The sequence below is a fragment of the Streptomyces sp. NPDC015127 genome (assembly GCF_043080095.1).
GTDB lineage: Bacteria > Actinomycetota > Actinomycetes > Streptomycetales > Streptomycetaceae > Streptomyces.
Genome location: NZ_JBIBVE010000006.1, coordinates 125,721 through 141,281, shown reverse-complemented (window position 1 = coordinate 141,281; position 15,561 = coordinate 125,721). Strand labels below are relative to the sequence as shown.

Below are 15,561 nucleotides of genomic sequence, written 5' to 3'. Positions count from 1 at the left end.
ACGTGGCCTAAGAAGTGCGGGCAGCCACGGCCTCCAGAACGTGCTGCGCCTCGACACGGTCCTTGGCCCGGCGCCGGTCCTCGAGCACCGCGGTCCAGGCGTTGCGCCGGGCGGTGCGCTGACCGCCGCCGAGCAGCAGGGACTCCATGGCGCGCAGGGCGTCGGTGACGGAAGGGATGGCCGTGGCGATCACGGGACGAACCGGAGCGGCCTGCAGGCTGGAGGTCGGCATGGTGGAAGTTCCCCCTCGGGGCGGGCGTCGATGAGTGGGAGCTGTGCGTGCATTCAGCGTCACTGTTCGGTGTTACCAGGGCATGACCGGCCGGTCAAACGACGATGAAACACCGATGGGCGCCCTGCGAAGCCGCCGTGAACGCGGACGCGGCCCGCACCATGTCCCCGACCTGCGGGGAGGGTGCGGGCCGCGCCCAACGGGCCGTTACCGGCCGGTAGTTGCTTGTGCCCGAATTCACACGGCCTGCGCGGCCTGCGAGGACCCGGTGGCCGTCGCCGTCCCCCGGGCCTCCATCGCCTGCTGGAACAGGCGGCCGGCCCGGTACGACGAACGGACCAGCGGACCGGACATCACGCCGGAGAAGCCGATCTCGTCGGCCTCCTCCTTCAGCTCGACGAACTCCTGCGGCTTGACCCAGCGCTCGACCGGGTGGTGGCGCACGGAGGGGCGCAGGTACTGGGTGATCGTGATGAGCTCGCAGCCGGCGTCGTGCAGGTGCTGCAGCGCCTCGCTGACCTCCTCGCGGGTCTCGCCCATGCCGAGGATCAGGTTCGACTTGGTGACCAGGCCGGCCGCACGGGCCTCGGTGATCACCTTCAGCGAGCGCTCGTAACGGAAGCCGGGGCGGATGCGCTTGAAGATCCGCGGGACCGTCTCGACGTTGTGGGCGAGCACCTCGGGGCGGGAGGAGAAGACCTCGGCCAGCTGGTCGGGGTCCGCGTTGAAGTCGGGGATCAGCAGCTCGACCTTGGTGCGGCCCGCCTCGCGGTCCGCGGTCTGCGCGTGGATCTGGCGGACGGTCTCGGCGTACAGCCAGGCGCCGCCGTCCTCCAGGTCGTCGCGGGCGACGCCGGTGATGGTGGCGTAGTTCAGGTCCATGGTGACGACGGACTCGCCGACGCGGCGGGGCTCGTCGCGGTCGAGGGCCTGCGGCTTGCCGGTGTCGATCTGGCAGAAGTCGCAGCGGCGGGTGCACTGGTCGCCACCGATGAGGAAGGTGGCCTCGCGGTCCTCCCAGCACTCGAAGATGTTGGGACAGCCCGCCTCCTGGCAGACCGTGTGCAGACCCTCGCTCTTGACCAGTTTCTGCAGCTGGTTGTACTCGGGACCCATCTTCGCCCGGGTCTTGATCCACTCGGGCTTGCGCTCGATGGGGGTCTGGCTGTTCCGGACCTCCAGGCGCAGCATCTTGCGTCCGTCGGGTGCGACTGCGGACACGACCGGCTCCCTACAGCTTCGATTCTTCGGCGAACACCAGGGTACGCCCGTTAAAAGTGCGGCCTTACGTGTGGCCAACCCGTGGCCAGAGGGACGCATTCCCCAGGGCCGCCGGCAGCCGTCAGGCGGATGCCTTCTCGATCACGCGGGGCGCGAGCTCCGCGTTCTCCAGGACGTCGTGCAGATGCTTCTCCACCACCGGGAGCACCTCCTCGATCGTGATGTCACGGCCCAGCTCGTTCGCGAGCGAGGCCACGCCCGCGTCGCGGATGCCGCACGGCACGATCCGGTCGAACCAGGTGTTGTCCGGGTTCACGTTCAGGGCGAAGCCGTGCATCGACACGCCCTTCGCGATCCGGATGCCGATGGCGGCGAGCTTGCGGTCCTCGCGGCGCTGGCCGGCGTTGGAGGGGGCGTACTCCGGCCCGTTCAGGCGCGGGTCGAACTCCTCGTCCTGCAGCCGCGGGTCGAAGTCGAGCGAGAGTCCGCCCAGCGAGGGACGCTCCTCGACGGGATCGCCCAGCACCCACACCCCGCTGCGGCCCTCCACCCGGCTCGTCTCGACGCCGAACTCCGCACAGGTGCGGATCAGCGCGTCCTCCAGGCGGCGGACGTGTGCGACGACGTCCACCGGGCGCGGCAGCTTCAGGATCGGGTAGCCCACCAGCTGGCCCGGCCCGTGCCAGGTGATCTTCCCGCCGCGGTCCACGTCGATGACCGGCGTACCGTCCAGGGGGCGCTCGCTGTCCGCCGTGCGCCGGCCGGCCGTGTAGACCGGCGGGTGTTCCAGGAGCAGACAGGTGTCCGGGATCTCGTCCGCGAAGCGGGCGGCGTGGACCTCGCGCTGCTTCTGCCATGCCTCCTGGTACTCGACGGCGTCCTCGCCGAACCCCAGACGGACGAACCGCAGCTCACTCACGGCTGTGCCTCCCTCGAACCTTCGCCCAGCAGTAATCCAGGCCCATGCCACTGTACGGCGGCCCGCGAACCGGTCACCGGGCAGGTGGCTCCGGCCCGGCTTTCGTCAGCACAGCCGTCAGTGCCGCCGCCAATCCTCACACGATCGGATGAATGTGGGGCGAAGGTGGCGGAATGCACCGGGAGGGCCGCTAAATTCGCGCCGTTCCTCCCCCAGGGCTTCTCCCCCAGAGCTACGCCTGGGACCCCCAGGAGGTACCCCCATGGGCTGCTCCCGGCCCGGAAGGCAGGAGACCCGACAGCAGATGACGGAACGAGCCCCACAGCGCACCCCCAACCGGCAGCTCGCCGCGCTCATCGCGGAGGCGGGCTTCTCCCATGCCGGGCTCGCCCGCAGAGTCGACCAGCTCGGCCTCGAGCACGGCCTCGACCTGCGGTACGACAAGACCTCCGTCACGCGCTGGCTGCGCGGGCAGCAGCCACGCGGCACGACCCCCGCGCTGATCGCGGAGGTGTTCACCCGGCGGCTCGGGAGACGGCTGTCCGCCCAGGACCTCGGCCTGGACGCCTGCGCACCGGTCTACGCGGGCCTGGAGTTCGCGGCCACGCCCGAGGAGGCCGTCGACATCGTCAGCGGCCTGTGGCGCAAGGACTCCGGCAGCCACGCCGAACTGCGGAAGATCGCGTTCACCCCGGCCGGTCTGGTCGTGCCGAGCCGGGACTGGCTGATCGGCCGCGCCGACGAGCGCGTCGGCCGGGGCGAGGCGGCGCACAGCGGCTCGGGCCGGGTCCCGCACCAGGGCGCCCGAGTCACCGTGCCCCGGCAGCGGGGCACCGACCGCGGGCCGGGCCAGAAGGTCTCCGGCGGCGACATCTCCGCCCTGCGCTCCGTCGGCGAACTGTTCCGCGCCCTCGACCACGCCTACGGCGGCGGCCACGCGCGACAGGCCCTCGTGCGCTACCTGGAGCACGAGGCCGAGCCGATGCTGCGCGGCACGTACGGCGAGGCACTGGGCCGCCGCCTCTTCGCCGCGGCCGCCGACCTGACCCGGCTGGCGGGCTGGACCTCGTACGACATAGCGGCCCACGGGCTCGCCCAGCGGTACTTCGTCCAGGCGCTGCGGCTCTCGCAGGCGGCGGGGGACCGGGGGTACGGCTCGTACGTCCTGGTCACCATGAGCCGCCAGGCCGTCTACCTCGGGCACGGCCGGGAGGCGGTCCAGCTGACCAGGGTCGCCCAGCAGGGCGTGGGCTCCTCGGCGCCGCCGCTGGTGCAGGCCCTGCTGCACGCCGCCGAGGCGCGCGGCCACGGGGTGCTCGGCGAGGCGCGGGCGTGCAACGCGGCGCTCGCCCGCGCGGAGCGCGCGCTGGAGTCGGCCCGGCCGGGTGACGAGGTGCCGCACTGGGCGCGCTTCTTCGACGAGGCGCAGCTCGCGGACGAGATCGGGCACTGCCACCGGGACCTTCAGCAGTACCGCTCGGCGGTCCAGTACGCGGAGCGCTCGCTCCAGCTGCGAGCGCCGGCCTTCGCCCGCAGCCGGCTGTTCTGCCGCGTGGTCCTCGCGACGGCGCGCCTCGGCCTCGGCGAGTTGGAGCAGGCGTGCGTGCTGGGAGCGGAGGCGGCGCTGCAGGCATCGGAGATGCGGTCGGCGAGGGCGTCGGAGTACGTGCGGGAGTTCGAGCGCCGCCTGGAGCCGTACCGGGACGCGAGCCCGGTCCGCACGTACCGCGACCGGGTGGCGGCGCTGGGGTGAGGGGGGCGGGGCCGCTGCGCGGGGCCGCTACGGCCTGGCGGCCGTGGGTGGGGTACCTCCACGCCGCCAGGCGTAGGGGGAGTACCCCGGACGGGCTGCATTGCAGCCCTGCCGGCGATTGAGGCGCGGGGTCTGGGGCGGAGCCCCAGCGAGCGCGCCGCGCACCCCCGTTTACGGACGCGCGCCCCGCACCTGGACCTCCGGCCAGCGGCAGCGGGTTCGTGGGTGACGTCAGCTGTACCCGCACATGGCGCGCGTCCGTGCCCGGTGGCAGCGTCACCGTGGTCGGGCGGCCCGCCCGGGTCGTGACGTGGACCGCCGTGACGCCGGAGGCGGAGCGGCCGCGTCCAGGCCGTCCGCCGTGATCGGGTGCGCCGAGGTCAGCACCCAGAAGTCCGTCAACCGGTCCGCGCAGCAGTCCGTGCGGTCCCAGACCTGCACCTGGTCCACGCACGCGTTCGTGCCCAGGTCCACCTGCCACCACGCCTGGTTCGACGGCTCCGCGGTGTGCGTCACCGAGCGGCCGATCTCCCTTCTGCCTTGTTCTGACGGTGAGTTGACTGCTCACAGATGAGATGGCTGCGGCATGACCCATGACCGGGGCGTGAACGCGGCGAAGAACATTCCGGCCGCCAGGAGCAGGGCAGCGCAGGCGGCAAGTGCCCGCCGCTGTCGCGGTGCGTCTCACTGTGCGTCCCTTCGGAAGAGGTCGCGGACCTGATCGGCGCTCAGGGCCTCGTCCCAGGTGAGGAGTTCGTCGAGATCGTCGCGCAGGCCCGCCTTCTCGGTGCCGATGGACCGCAGCGGTAGCGGCACCGACGCCTCGACGGTGCCGACGTGCTCGCCGTCGGCGTACAGCGTGGTGCGGCCCGGCTCGGCCACCCACGTCACCGTGGTCCAGCGGTCGAGCGGGAGCGTGTACGGGAAGGAGCGGTCGGCGCTGCCGTACCGGGTGATGCCGACCCGCCCGGTGCCGTACTGCATGAGCTTGAGCGCCCCTGCCCCGGAACTGAGGAGCACTTGGTCGGCGGTGCGGGCGGTGGGGCGTACGCGCACGGACCGGGAGGCCGGCCGCGGGGGCGGTGGCGGCCGCCCCCGCGGAACTCACGCCGCGGCCTTCAGCGCGGCCGTGCCGCAGCCCGGGCGGATGCCGAGGTCCGACAGGAGCGCGTGTGCGGCCCGGCGGCCCGAGAACAGGGCACCCTGGACCGTCGCCGTGTCCCGGTGGTCGCCGCAGACGTACAGGCCCGCGAGCATGCGCACGGGGCGGCGCAGATCGTGCGGGGGCGTCATCGCCGGGACGGCCGACGCGTCGTGGTGAACCGCCAGGAGCTCCCAGTCGTCCGTCGGAGTGCCGTACAGCGTCGCCAGGTGCCGCCGCACCCGCCGGTCCACGTCGTCCGGCAGGCCCCCCACCACCGTGGAGGAGATCAGCGCCCTGCCCTCGGGCGCCCGGGACGGGTCGACCTCGCTCATCACCGCCGTGTGCGAGACGGGGCCGCCGCGGTCCGCGTCCAGCACCAGTGACGGATCGGGCAGAGGAGGCTCCGGCGCGGTGTGGTGCACCACCGTCACGGGCCGGAACGAGGGCACCCGCAGCCCCGGCAGCAGCTCCGCCGCCGTCCGCGCGTCCGTGGCGACCACGACGGAACGGCAGCGGAACTCGCCGTGCTCCTCGGTCGTGACCCGGTTGATCGCGATGTCGGTGACCCGTGTGCCCGTCCGGACGGTGCCCTCCGGCAGCGCGGCCGCCAGCAGCTCGGGCAGCGCGGCCGCCCCGCCGGCCGGGACGCACAGCCGGCCGCGCGCGTAACCCCGCAGCACCAGGTCGGCGCACCGGCTGGAGGTGGTCAGCTCCGGGTCGCACAGCAGCGCGGACAACAGGGGGCGCAGAAAGCCGTGCACCGTGCGGGCGGGCAGCCCGCGACCGTGGAGCGCGTCGGCCGCGGCCCGCTCGGGCCGGGCCAGCACCCGCCGTACCGGGGTGCCCGCGAGCCGTGCCAGTGACGCCCCCAGCCTGGCCTGGTCGAGGTGCCGCGGCCGGGGGGCGCTCGCGAGGGCGCGCGCGACGGTGAATGCGACCCCTACGCCCCGGGTGGCGTGCGGCGACGCCCCGACCTCACCGGTCCGCTGGAGCCGCCCCTCGGCGTGCACGAGCACACCGGGCGAGAACAACCGCAGTTCGGCGTCGCGCAACGCGGCGATGCGCCGCAGCTCCGGGAACGCGGTACTGAGCAACTGACCTGCGCGGTCGAGCCGGAAACCGTCGACCCACTCGGTGGCCATCCGCCCGCCCACCACCGGGCCGGCCTCCAGGACCCTGACCGTCACCCCCGCACTGGTCAGCCGATGAGCCGCCGAGAGCCCGGCGATCCCGGCCCCGACGATGACGACGTCCGCGTGATCCGCATGCTGAGCGGTGCTGAGCACGTGCCCCTCCCCGAGGTCGGCGCGGCTGGTGGGGAGCTCATGCCCCCATCAGGCCCGGGGAATACCCGAGTTCGCACCGAGACTAGGAACCGTGACCGCGACCTGGCGTCGCGCACAGGGCGGAGCACCGTAGCGCGGGGGCGCACGCCCCCGCCGCCACCTGGGCGCATTCCGGGGGGTTAGCGGAGCGCCGCGCGGATCGCGTCGTCGATGCTGGGGAACGCGAACGAGAAGCCCGACTCCAACAGGCGTACCGGCAGCGCCCGTTGGCTGCTCAGGACGTCCGACGCCATCTCGCCCAGCGCCAGCCGCAGTGCCGGCGTCGGTACCGCGAAGAGCGCAGGGCGGCGCAGGACCCGGCTCATCGCCTCCGTCACCTCACGGTTGGTCACCGGCTCAGGCGCCGTCAGGTTCACCGGGCCCGACAGCGTCTCCGTGTCCAGGATGTGCCGCAGCGCCGCCACCTCGTCGTGCAGCGCGATGAAGCTCCAGTACTGGCGCCCGCTGCCCAGCCGCCCCCCGAGTCCCGCCCTGAACAACGGGAACATCCGGCCCCACGCGCCGCCGTGCCGCGCCACCACCAGGCCGGTGCGGGCGAACGCCGTGCGGACTCCCGCCTCCTGCGCCGGGGCCGCTGCCTCCTCCCACTCCACGCACACGCGCGGCAGGAAGCCGTCCCCGGGCGGCGCGTCCTCGTCCACCGGGCGGTCCCCGGTGTCCCCGTAGAAACCGACCGCGCTGCCGCTGATCAGTACCTTCGGCGGGGTGTCCAGCGAGGCCAGCGCCTCCGCGATCGCCGCCGTGCCGAGCACCCGGCTGTCACGGATCTCCCTGCGGTACGACGGCGTCCAGCGGCGGTCGCCCACCCCTGCCCCGGCGAGGTGCACGACCGCGTCGCAGCCCACGAGACCGGCGGCGTCGACGTACTGCCGCCGCGGGTCCCACTCGACCTCGTCCCCCGCGCGGGACGGGTGCCGCACCAGACGCACCACGTCGTGCCCGTCCGCGCGCAGGGAGCGCACGAGGGCCTTGCCGATGAGCCCGGATGCGCCGGTGACGGCGATACGCGATCGGTGCATGCGCCCATCCTGCCCCGGCCGCACCGCATGGCACAGTGGGGCTCATGCCCGAGTCGCATCCCCGTCCCGCGGTACCCCCGGCGATACGTCCCGCACGAGCCGCCGACGGCACGGCCCTCGGCGAACTCGACCGGGCGACCTGGTCGCCCCTGCACGCCGTGCAACCGCGGCCCGAGCCGCCGTACGGGCCGTTCTTCGACCCCACCCACCGGCCCGAGGACTTCCTCGTCGCCGAGGAAACGGACGGCACGCTCCTCGGCTACATACGCCTCGTGCCGCCGACGCCCCTCGCCTGCAACCGGCATGTGCGCCAGATCCAGGGGCTCGCCGTGTCCGGCCGGGCACGAGGCCGCGGCATCGGCCGGGCGCTGCTGCGCGCGGCGTTCGACGAGGCCCTCCGCCAGGGCGCGATCCGCATCACGCTGCGCGTCCTCGGCCACAACGCACCCGCGCGGGCGCTGTACGAGGCGGAGGGCTTCGCGGTCGAGGGCGTGCTGCCGGGCGAGTTCCTGCTGGAGGGGCGTTACGTGGACGACGTCCTGATGGGGCGTTCCCTCACGGAATGACGCGCGGGAGCCCCCTGTGTGCGGTCAGCGGCCGAAACGTTCCCACAGGCGCGGGAAGCGCCGCGCCAGCGCCGCGTCGTCGTCGAAGGCGAACGGGACGCCCGCCGGCTCGGTCGACTGCACCGGGATGCCGAGGTCCGGCGCGTCCACGCCGGTCAGCTGCTCGTACGCCTCGTCCGCCGCGTACCCCAGCTCCTCGCCGTCCCCGTCGATGTCCTCGTCGAAGTCGTCCAGCAGTTCCGCCAGCGAGTCCGGGTCGTGCACCGCACCCTCGAAGACCTCCCGGCCCTGGCCGATGAGCCAGCAGCGGAAGTAGTCGAACGCGTCGTCGCTCGCGCCGCCGAGCAGCACGGCCGCCGCGCCCCACAGGTCCCACGTGTAGGCGCGGTTGTAGCGGGCCTCGAAGTGCCGGGCGAAGTCCAGTACGGAGTCCGGATCGAGCTGCAGCAGCCGCTCGACGAGCAGCTCGGCATGATCCTCGGGGTCGCCCTCGGCGGCCTCACGAGTGCTGTCGACGATCTCCCAGAACTCCGTCTCGTCCATCACGGGACAAGCATCGTGGCTGGGGGAGGGCGGCGCACGCGGAGCCGGAAAAAGCGGCCGTATCGAGATCAGCGGCCCATGGCGGTGATGACCGGCGATGGGCTCCGATGTCGGACAGAGAAGCCGGAGAAAGAAGTCGGACAGAGGATGTCGGGATTCCGTGCGACGGTCGGTCCATGACGACGAACGAGCCGTTGAACGGATCCGTGGACACGTCCCCGTACGAGCCGCCGCTGCACGGCCGGATCGCCCTGGTCGCGGGCGCCACCCGGGGCGCGGGCCGCGCCATCGCCGTGGAACTCGGCGCCGCGGGCGCGACCGTCTACGTGACCGGCCGCACCACCCGGGAGCACGTCAGCGAGGTGGGCCGTGCGGGGGAGACGATCGAGGAGACCGCCGAACTGGTCACCGCCGCGGGCGGGACGGGCATCGCCGTCCCCACAGACCACTTGGAGGCGGACCAGGTCCGGTCGCTGGTCGACCGCATCGACCGCGACCACGGCCGCCTGGACATCCTGGTCAACGACGTCTGGGGCGGGAACTTCCTGCTCGACTTCGACACCAGGATGTGGGACGTCGACCTGGAGCGCGGCCTGCGCATGATCGACCTGGGGGTACGGACACACATCATCACGAGCAGCATCGCGCTGCCCCTGCTGGTACGGGAGCCGGGCGGCCTGGTCCTCGAGGTCACGGACGGCACCGCCGAGACGAACAAGGACTTCCGCGAGAACTTCTACTACGACCTGGCCAAGAACATGCCGATCCGGATGGCGTACACCCTGGGCGAGGAGCTCAAGGGCGTCGGCGCCACAGCGGTGGCGGTCACGCCCGGGTTCCTCCGCTCGGAGGAGATGCTGGACATCTTCGGGCTCACCGAGGAGACGTGGCGCGACGGCATCGCCAAGCAGCGCCACTGGGCGCTGTCCGAATCCCCGGCGTACCTGGCCCGCGGCGTGGCGGCCCTGGCCGCCGACCCGGACCGCGCCCGCTGGAACGGCCAGTCGCTGGACAGCGGCCGGCTGGCCCGCGAGTACGGCGTCACGGACACGGACGGCAGCCGCCCGGACGTGTGGGGGTACATGCTCGCGGAGAAGGCGGGCGAGACCCCACGGGTGGAGGCCTACCGCTGAGGCGTTTCCGCGGCGGCGGGGCGGGGCCGTCAGGCGTACAGGTCCCGCATCCGTGCCGTCGTCGTCGCGAAGCGGTCCCGCAGCGCGGCCGGTTGCAGCACTTCCGCGTCCGCGCCCAGGGCGAGCAGTTGGGAGTACGCCACGTCCAGCGACTCCACCGGGAGCGTGAGCGTCACGCGGCCCGTGGGGTCCGGCGGGGTCGCGGAGGCGAGCGCCTCCTCCGCCGCCGCGCGGTCCGTCACGTGGGGCAGGCGGCGCGCGCCCGCCTCCGTCACCCGCACCACCACCTCCGCGCGGAGGATGGAGCGCGCGAACTGGGCCGCGCGCTCCGCCCAGAAGCCCGGCAGGTCGAAGTCCTCGTCCCGATCAAAGACCTCCTCGCACACCTCCGCCGCCGAGAACCGGTCGATCCGGTACACCCGGAACGTGCCCTCCGCGCGGGCGCACAGGTACCAGATGCCCGCCTTGAGCACGAGGCCGTACGGCTCCAGCTCCCGCTCCACCTCGGCGTCCCGGCGGCGGTAGGACGCCCGGATCCGGCGGTCCCCCCACACCGCCTCCGCGACCAGCGGCAGCAGCTCCGGCGTCACGGGCTCCTGGTACCACCCGGGCGCGTCCAGATGGAACCGCTGCGCCGCCGACCGCGGGGCGTCCCGCAGCGCCGGGAGCAGCGCCGCGGACACCTTCAGGCGCGCCGCGGACGCCACGTCCTCCAGGCCCATGTCCCGCAGCGCGCCCGGCAGTCCGGACAGGAACAGGGCCTCGGCCTCGTCGCGCCCGAGTCCGGTCAGCCCGGTGCGGTACCCGCCGATCAGCCGGTACCCGCCGCTCCGCCCCCGGTCCGCGTAGACCGGCACCCCGGCCTCGGAGAGCGCGAGCGCGTCCCGGGTCACGGTCCGCTCGGACACCTCCAGCTCCCGTGCCAGCTCGGCCCCGGTCATGGCGGACCTCGCCTGGAGCAGCAGCACCATCTTGATCAGCCGGGCAGCGCGCATGGAGGCATTGTCGCGCAGCTCAGGCCGGCGGCTCCCGGGGTGCGGACCCGCCCAGCGGCTTCCGGGGTGCGGACCCGCCCAGCGGCTTCCGGAGCGCGGATCAGCGCAGCGGCTCCTGGACCTCGGTGACCCACTGCTCCTTGTCCGGCGGGCACTCCAGGTAGACCTCACGGGCGTAGCCCGCCGAGCGGTGCCCGCCCGCCTCGATCCACCGGGCCAGGTTCTGCGCGGTGGACACGATCGTGTCCATGGGACCGCGGTGCACGATCGTCGCCGCCCGGTCGACCGCCGGCAGATCGACGATCGCGAAGTCCTGGCCGGGCGCCGGGCCGGTCGAGACAGTGCACCCGGCGTGCACCAGGATCGCGCCGTCGCCCTCCGGCGCGTCCTCGTAGTAGGCGATGCCGGGCCCTGTCGGCGTGACTCCCGCCGCCGTCAGGCGGCGGAAGAGCTCCTCGTACAGCGGGCTGATCACCGGCCCGATGTGCTCGGGGCCGTAACCGGCGGCGACGGCGGTCAGTTCGGCGACCCGCACCGCCGGGGTGCTCTTGATCATGACGTCCTGGGTGGGCATGCGGCCCTCGCTCTCGATCGACCGGAGCCTCGCCTCGACCTGCGCCAGCCGGGCGGCCGCCGTGGCCCTCGCCTCTTCCAGCTCCGCCTGCCGCAGCTTGAGCATTCCGCGCAGCTCGTCCGTGGTCACCCGCTCCTCCAGGATGCGGCGCACCTGTTCCAGCGTGAAGCCGAGATCCTTCAGGGCGATGATCCGGTTGAGCCGGGCGAGCTGGGCCGCGGAGTAGTGGCGGTAGCCGGTGAAAGGGTCGGTGTGGTCCGGCCGCAGCAGTCCGATGGCGTCGTAGTGACGCAGCATGCGGGCCGACACCCGGCCGTGGCGGGCGAAGTCTCCGATGGTGAACATGACGTCTCCCACTGCACGGCTTCACACGGTGTCAAGGTCAAGCATCACGGACGAACGGCCCCCCGGAACACACGAGGCCCCCGGAGGCGGTTGCCTCTGGGGGCCTCGTGAACGGAACGGGTCCCTACAGGCCGTAGCGCTCGCGCGCCTCCTTCACGGCCGAGGCCGGGACCTCGCCGCGCCGGGCCAGCTGGGCCAGCGCCGCGACCGTGATCGACTGCGCGTCGACACCGAAGTGGCGGCGGGCCGCCTCACGGGTGTCCGACAGGCCGAAGCCGTCCGTGCCGAGGGACGAGTAGTCCTGCTCGACCCACTGGCTGATCTGGTCGGGCACCTGCCGCATCCAGTCGGAGACGGCCAGCACCGGACCCGGCGCGCCCTCCAGCGCCTGGGTGACGTACGGCGTGCGCTGCTCGCCGCGGAGCAGGGCCTCGTCGGCCTCCAGCGCGTCACGGCGCAGCTCGCCCCACGAGGTCGCGGACCACACGTCGGCGGCCACGTTCCAGTCGGCGGCCAGCAGCTCCTGGGCCTCCAGCGCCCAGTGGATGGCCGTACCGGAGGCGAGCAGCTGGAGCCGCGGCGCGTCGGCGCCCGCCGAGCCCTCCTTGAACCGGTACAGGCCCTTGACGATGCCCTCCTCGACGCCCTCCGGCATGGCGGGCTGCGGCTTGGGCTCGTTGTAGACCGTCAGGTAGTAGAAGACGTCTTCCGCGTCCGGGCCGTACATCCGGCGCAGACCGTCCTTGACGATCACCGCCACCTCGTACGCGAAGGCCGGGTCGTAGTTCAGCGACGCCGGGTTCGTGGCGGCGATGAGGTGCGAGTGGCCGTCGGCGTGCTGGAGACCCTCACCGGTCAGGGTCGTACGGCCCGCCGTCGCGCCCACGATGAAGCCCTTGCCGAGCTGGTCGGCGAGCTGCCACATCTGGTCGCCGGTCCGCTGCCAGCCGAACATCGAGTAGAAGATGTAGAACGGGATCATCGTCTCGCCGTGCGTCGCGTACGACGTCGCGGCGGCGATGAAGTCGGCCATGGCGCCGGCCTCGGTGATCCCCTCGTTGAGGATCTGGCCGTCCTTGGCCTCCTTGTAGTACATCAGCTGGTCGCGGTCGACCGGCTCGTACGTCTGGCCCAGCGGCGAGTAGATGCCCGCGGACGGGAACAGCGACTCCATGCCGAAGGTGCGGGCCTCGTCCGGGACGATCGGCACCCAGCGCCTGCCGGTCTCCTTGTCCCGCATCAGGTCCTTCATCAGCCGGACGAAGGCCATGGTCGTGGCCATCTCCTGCTTGCCGGACCCCTTGTACAGGGCCTTGAAGGCGCGCTCCTCCGGCTGCGGCAGCGCCACCGCGTGCACCCGGCGGGCCGGGGCGGGGCCGCCGAGGGCGGCGCGGCGCTCCTGCAGGTAGCGGACCTCGGCGGAGTCGGCGCCCGGGTGGCCGTACGGCACGACGCCGTCGGCGAAGGCGCTGTCGGCGATCGGGAGCCCGAGCAGGTCACGCATGCCCTTGAACTCGTCGATCGTCAGCTTCTTCATCTGGTGGTTGGCGTTCTTGGACTCGAAGCCCTTGCCGAGCGTGTAGCCCTTCACCGTCTGCGCGAGGATCACGGTCGGCGCGCCCTTGTGCTCGACGGCCGCCTTGTACGCCGCGTACACCTTGCGGGCCTCGTGGCCGCCGCGGGAGGTGTAGAAACACTCGGCGATCTTCGCGTCGGTGAGCAGCTTGGCCAGCTCGACGAGCGCGGGCTCGGCGCCGAAGAAGTGCTCACGGATGTACGCGACATCGCGGGTGGCGTACGTCTGGAACTGCGCGTCCGGCACCTCGCGGAGGCGGCGGACGAGCGCGCCCGTGGTGTCGAGCTGGAGCAGCTCGTCCCAGGCCGAGCCCCACAGCGATTTGACGACGTTCCAGCCGGCGCCGCGGAACTGGGCCTCCAGCTCCTGCACGATCTTGAAGTTGGCGCGGACCGGACCGTCGAGACGCTGCAGGTTGCAGTTGATGACGAAGGTCAGGTTGTCGAGCCGCTCGCGGGAGGCGAGGGCGAGCGCCGCGGTCGACTCGGGCTCGTCCATCTCGCCGTCGCCCAGGAACGCCCAGACGTGGGAGTTGGCCGTGTCCTTGATCCCGCGGTTGTGCAGGTAGCGGTTGAAGCGCGCCTGGTAGATCGCGGAGAGCGGGCCGAGGCCCATGGAGACGGTCGGGAACTCCCACAGCCAGGGGAGGCGGCGCGGGTGCGGATAGGACGGCAGGCCGTTGCCGCCGGCCTCCTGGCGGAAGTGGTCGAGCTGCTGCTCGCTCAGCCGTCCGTCGAGGAATGCGCGGGCGTAGATGCCGGGGGAGGCGTGGCCCTGGATGTAGAGCTGGTCGCCGGAGCCGTCCCCCTCCTTGCCGCGGAAGAAGTGGTTGAAGCCGGTCTCGTAGAGCCAGGCCGCGGAGGCGAAGGTGGCGATGTGCCCTCCGACGCCGTGCTTGCTGCCGCGCGTCACCATGGCGGCCGCGTTCCAGCGGTTCCAGGCGGTGATGCGCGCCTCCATCTCCTCGTCGCCGTCGAACGCCGGCTCGGCGGAGGTGGGGATGGTGTTGACGTAGTCCGTCTCCAGGAGCCGGGGCAGGGCGACGCCCGCCTTCTCGGCGTGCTGGAGGGTGCGGCGCATCAGGTACGCGGCGCGGTGCGGGCCGGCATGCTCCGCGACGGCGGCGAGGGAGGCCGCCCATTCGGCGGTTTCCTCGGCGTCACGGTCCGGGAGCTGGTCGAGCTCGCTCGGAAGCTTGCCTACGGGGTCGGTCATGATCGCCGCCTTCCGGACAGGAGGGGGGTGGAGATAAGGGGGTGCCGTGCCTGGCAGGACAGGGCGATGGGTTGGTGAACCCGTCGTCGACTGTAAGTCTCTGATCGATGATCGATCAAAGCCTGGGGAGAAATTGGCATCCGGTGCCGCAAAAGTGGGCACGCTGTGCCGCGACGAATGGGTCGTTTCCGGGCACGCGTTCCTGTCTCGAGGGTGTGGCCGTCACCCGCCCGGGCCGGGCCGCGCCCCGAGGAACGCCGCGGTCATGGACCGGGCCAAGTCCGAGACCGAGGGCTACGCGCGGGGCGCGCAGCCGAGGACGTGGGACTTGACCAGCGTGCCGATCGACGGGTCCCGCCTGCGGAACGCCTCCACCAGCTCCTGGTGCTCCTCCGCGTACGACTTCTGCACCGTCCCCAGCCACCGGATCGACAGCGCCGTGAAGACCTCGATCCCGAGCCCTTCCCAGGTGTGCAGCAGGACCTTGTTGGACGCGGCGCGCACCAGCTCACGGTGGAACGCCACCGTGTGGCGCACCTGCGCCGCCGAGTCGCCCGTCCGGTCCGCCTCGTACAGCGCCGCGACATGCGGCTCCAGCGCCGAGCAGTCGTCCGCCAGCCGCTGCGCGGCCAGTTCGGCCGCGATCTGCTCCAGGCCGGCCCGGACCGGGTAGCTCTCCTCCAGGTCTGCGGCCGTCAGATTCCTTACGCGCACACCCTTGTTGGGCGCCGACTCGATCAGCCGCAGCGACTCCAGCTCGCGCAGCGCCTCGCGCACCGGGGTCTGGGAGACCTCCAGTTCGGTCGCGATACGGCGCTCGACGATGCGTTCCCCGGGCTTCCAGCGGCCGCTGACGATCCCCTCCACGATGTGCTCGCGGATCTGATCGCGCAGCGAGTGGACGACGGGGACGGTCATGGAGCGCTCCTTCAAAGCCGCGTCGACCTGTGACCCCTAGACAATACGGCGGCGCCCCCGCC

General features: G+C 72.5%; 15 protein-coding genes. 3 read left to right on the top strand and 12 right to left on the bottom strand.

Annotated elements, in window-relative coordinates; genetic code table 11:
• Positions 1-7 precede the first annotated feature (7 nt).
• From ACF08N_RS13875 to lipB, 3 genes are all read right to left on the bottom strand, one after another.
• Positions 8-217 carry a hypothetical protein gene (locus ACF08N_RS13875; RefSeq protein WP_392325054.1) on the bottom strand — a complete coding sequence of 70 codons (210 nt, stop codon included), beginning with the start codon at positions 215-217 and terminating at the stop codon, positions 8-10.
• Positions 218-469: 252 nt separating this feature from the next.
• On the bottom strand, positions 470-1,453 hold the full coding sequence (gene lipA / locus ACF08N_RS13870; protein ID WP_392324808.1) for a lipoyl synthase: 984 nt from the start codon (positions 1,451-1,453) through the stop codon (positions 470-472).
• A 121-nt stretch (positions 1,454-1,574) separates the two neighbouring features.
• Positions 1,575-2,372 (bottom strand): lipoyl(octanoyl) transferase LipB, encoded by a 798-nt coding sequence (gene lipB / locus ACF08N_RS13865; protein WP_392324807.1) that lies wholly within the window; start codon positions 2,370-2,372, stop codon positions 1,575-1,577.
• Positions 2,373-2,676: 304 nt separating this feature from the next.
• On the opposite strand from lipB, the gene ACF08N_RS13860 reads away from it, so the two are divergent.
• On the top strand, positions 2,677-4,125 hold the full coding sequence (locus ACF08N_RS13860; RefSeq protein WP_392324806.1) for a regulator: 1,449 nt from the start codon (positions 2,677-2,679) through the stop codon (positions 4,123-4,125).
• A 276-nt stretch (positions 4,126-4,401) separates the two neighbouring features.
• Here the strand turns inward: ACF08N_RS13860 and ACF08N_RS13855 are convergent, their stop codons facing one another.
• The 4 genes from ACF08N_RS13855 to ACF08N_RS13840 form a co-directional block, all read right to left on the bottom strand.
• Positions 4,402-4,641 (bottom strand): hypothetical protein, encoded by a 240-nt coding sequence (locus ACF08N_RS13855; protein ID WP_392324805.1) that lies wholly within the window; start codon positions 4,639-4,641, stop codon positions 4,402-4,404.
• 168 nt (positions 4,642-4,809) lie between these two features.
• A complete protein-coding gene (locus ACF08N_RS13850; protein WP_392324804.1) occupies positions 4,810-5,181 on the bottom strand; it encodes a LamG-like jellyroll fold domain-containing protein in 372 nt (123 codons plus the stop codon).
• A 48-nt stretch (positions 5,182-5,229) separates the two neighbouring features.
• The gene (locus ACF08N_RS13845) at positions 5,230-6,555 is read right to left on the bottom strand and encodes an NAD(P)/FAD-dependent oxidoreductase (protein WP_392324803.1); all 1,326 of its coding nucleotides are present in this window, start codon (positions 6,553-6,555) and stop codon (positions 5,230-5,232) included.
• Between the two features lie 179 nt (positions 6,556-6,734).
• Positions 6,735-7,634 carry a TIGR01777 family oxidoreductase gene (locus ACF08N_RS13840; protein ID WP_392324802.1) on the bottom strand — a complete coding sequence of 300 codons (900 nt, stop codon included), beginning with the start codon at positions 7,632-7,634 and terminating at the stop codon, positions 6,735-6,737.
• Positions 7,635-7,678: 44 nt separating this feature from the next.
• On the opposite strand from ACF08N_RS13840, the gene ACF08N_RS13835 reads away from it, so the two are divergent.
• Complete coding sequence (locus ACF08N_RS13835; protein ID WP_392324801.1) at positions 7,679-8,200, top strand: GNAT family N-acetyltransferase; 522 nt, start codon at positions 7,679-7,681, stop codon at positions 8,198-8,200.
• Positions 8,201-8,224: 24 nt separating this feature from the next.
• Here the strand turns inward: ACF08N_RS13835 and ACF08N_RS13830 are convergent, their stop codons facing one another.
• Positions 8,225-8,743, bottom strand: a complete 519-nt coding sequence (locus ACF08N_RS13830) for a DUF4240 domain-containing protein (protein ID WP_392325053.1) — start codon at positions 8,741-8,743, stop codon at positions 8,225-8,227.
• Positions 8,744-8,919: 176 nt separating this feature from the next.
• On the opposite strand from ACF08N_RS13830, the gene ACF08N_RS13825 reads away from it, so the two are divergent.
• The gene (locus ACF08N_RS13825) at positions 8,920-9,876 is read left to right on the top strand and encodes an SDR family oxidoreductase (RefSeq protein ID WP_392324800.1); all 957 of its coding nucleotides are present in this window, start codon (positions 8,920-8,922) and stop codon (positions 9,874-9,876) included.
• 29 nt (positions 9,877-9,905) lie between these two features.
• On the opposite strand, the gene ACF08N_RS13820 is transcribed toward ACF08N_RS13825, so the two are convergent.
• From ACF08N_RS13820 to ACF08N_RS13805, 4 genes are all read right to left on the bottom strand, one after another.
• Entirely contained in the window at positions 9,906-10,871 is a 966-nt protein-coding gene (locus ACF08N_RS13820) for a helix-turn-helix transcriptional regulator (protein ID WP_392324799.1), read from the bottom strand.
• A 100-nt stretch (positions 10,872-10,971) separates the two neighbouring features.
• On the bottom strand, positions 10,972-11,790 hold the full coding sequence (locus tag ACF08N_RS13815) for a MerR family transcriptional regulator (protein WP_392324798.1): 819 nt from the start codon (positions 11,788-11,790) through the stop codon (positions 10,972-10,974).
• Between the two features lie 124 nt (positions 11,791-11,914).
• Entirely contained in the window at positions 11,915-14,581 is a 2,667-nt protein-coding gene (gene aceE, locus ACF08N_RS13810) for a pyruvate dehydrogenase (acetyl-transferring), homodimeric type (protein ID WP_392324797.1), read from the bottom strand.
• A 294-nt stretch (positions 14,582-14,875) separates the two neighbouring features.
• Positions 14,876-15,499, bottom strand: coding sequence for a GntR family transcriptional regulator (locus ACF08N_RS13805; RefSeq protein ID WP_365990126.1), 624 nt, complete (start codon positions 15,497-15,499; stop codon positions 14,876-14,878).
• Positions 15,500-15,561: the final 62 nt, after the last annotated feature.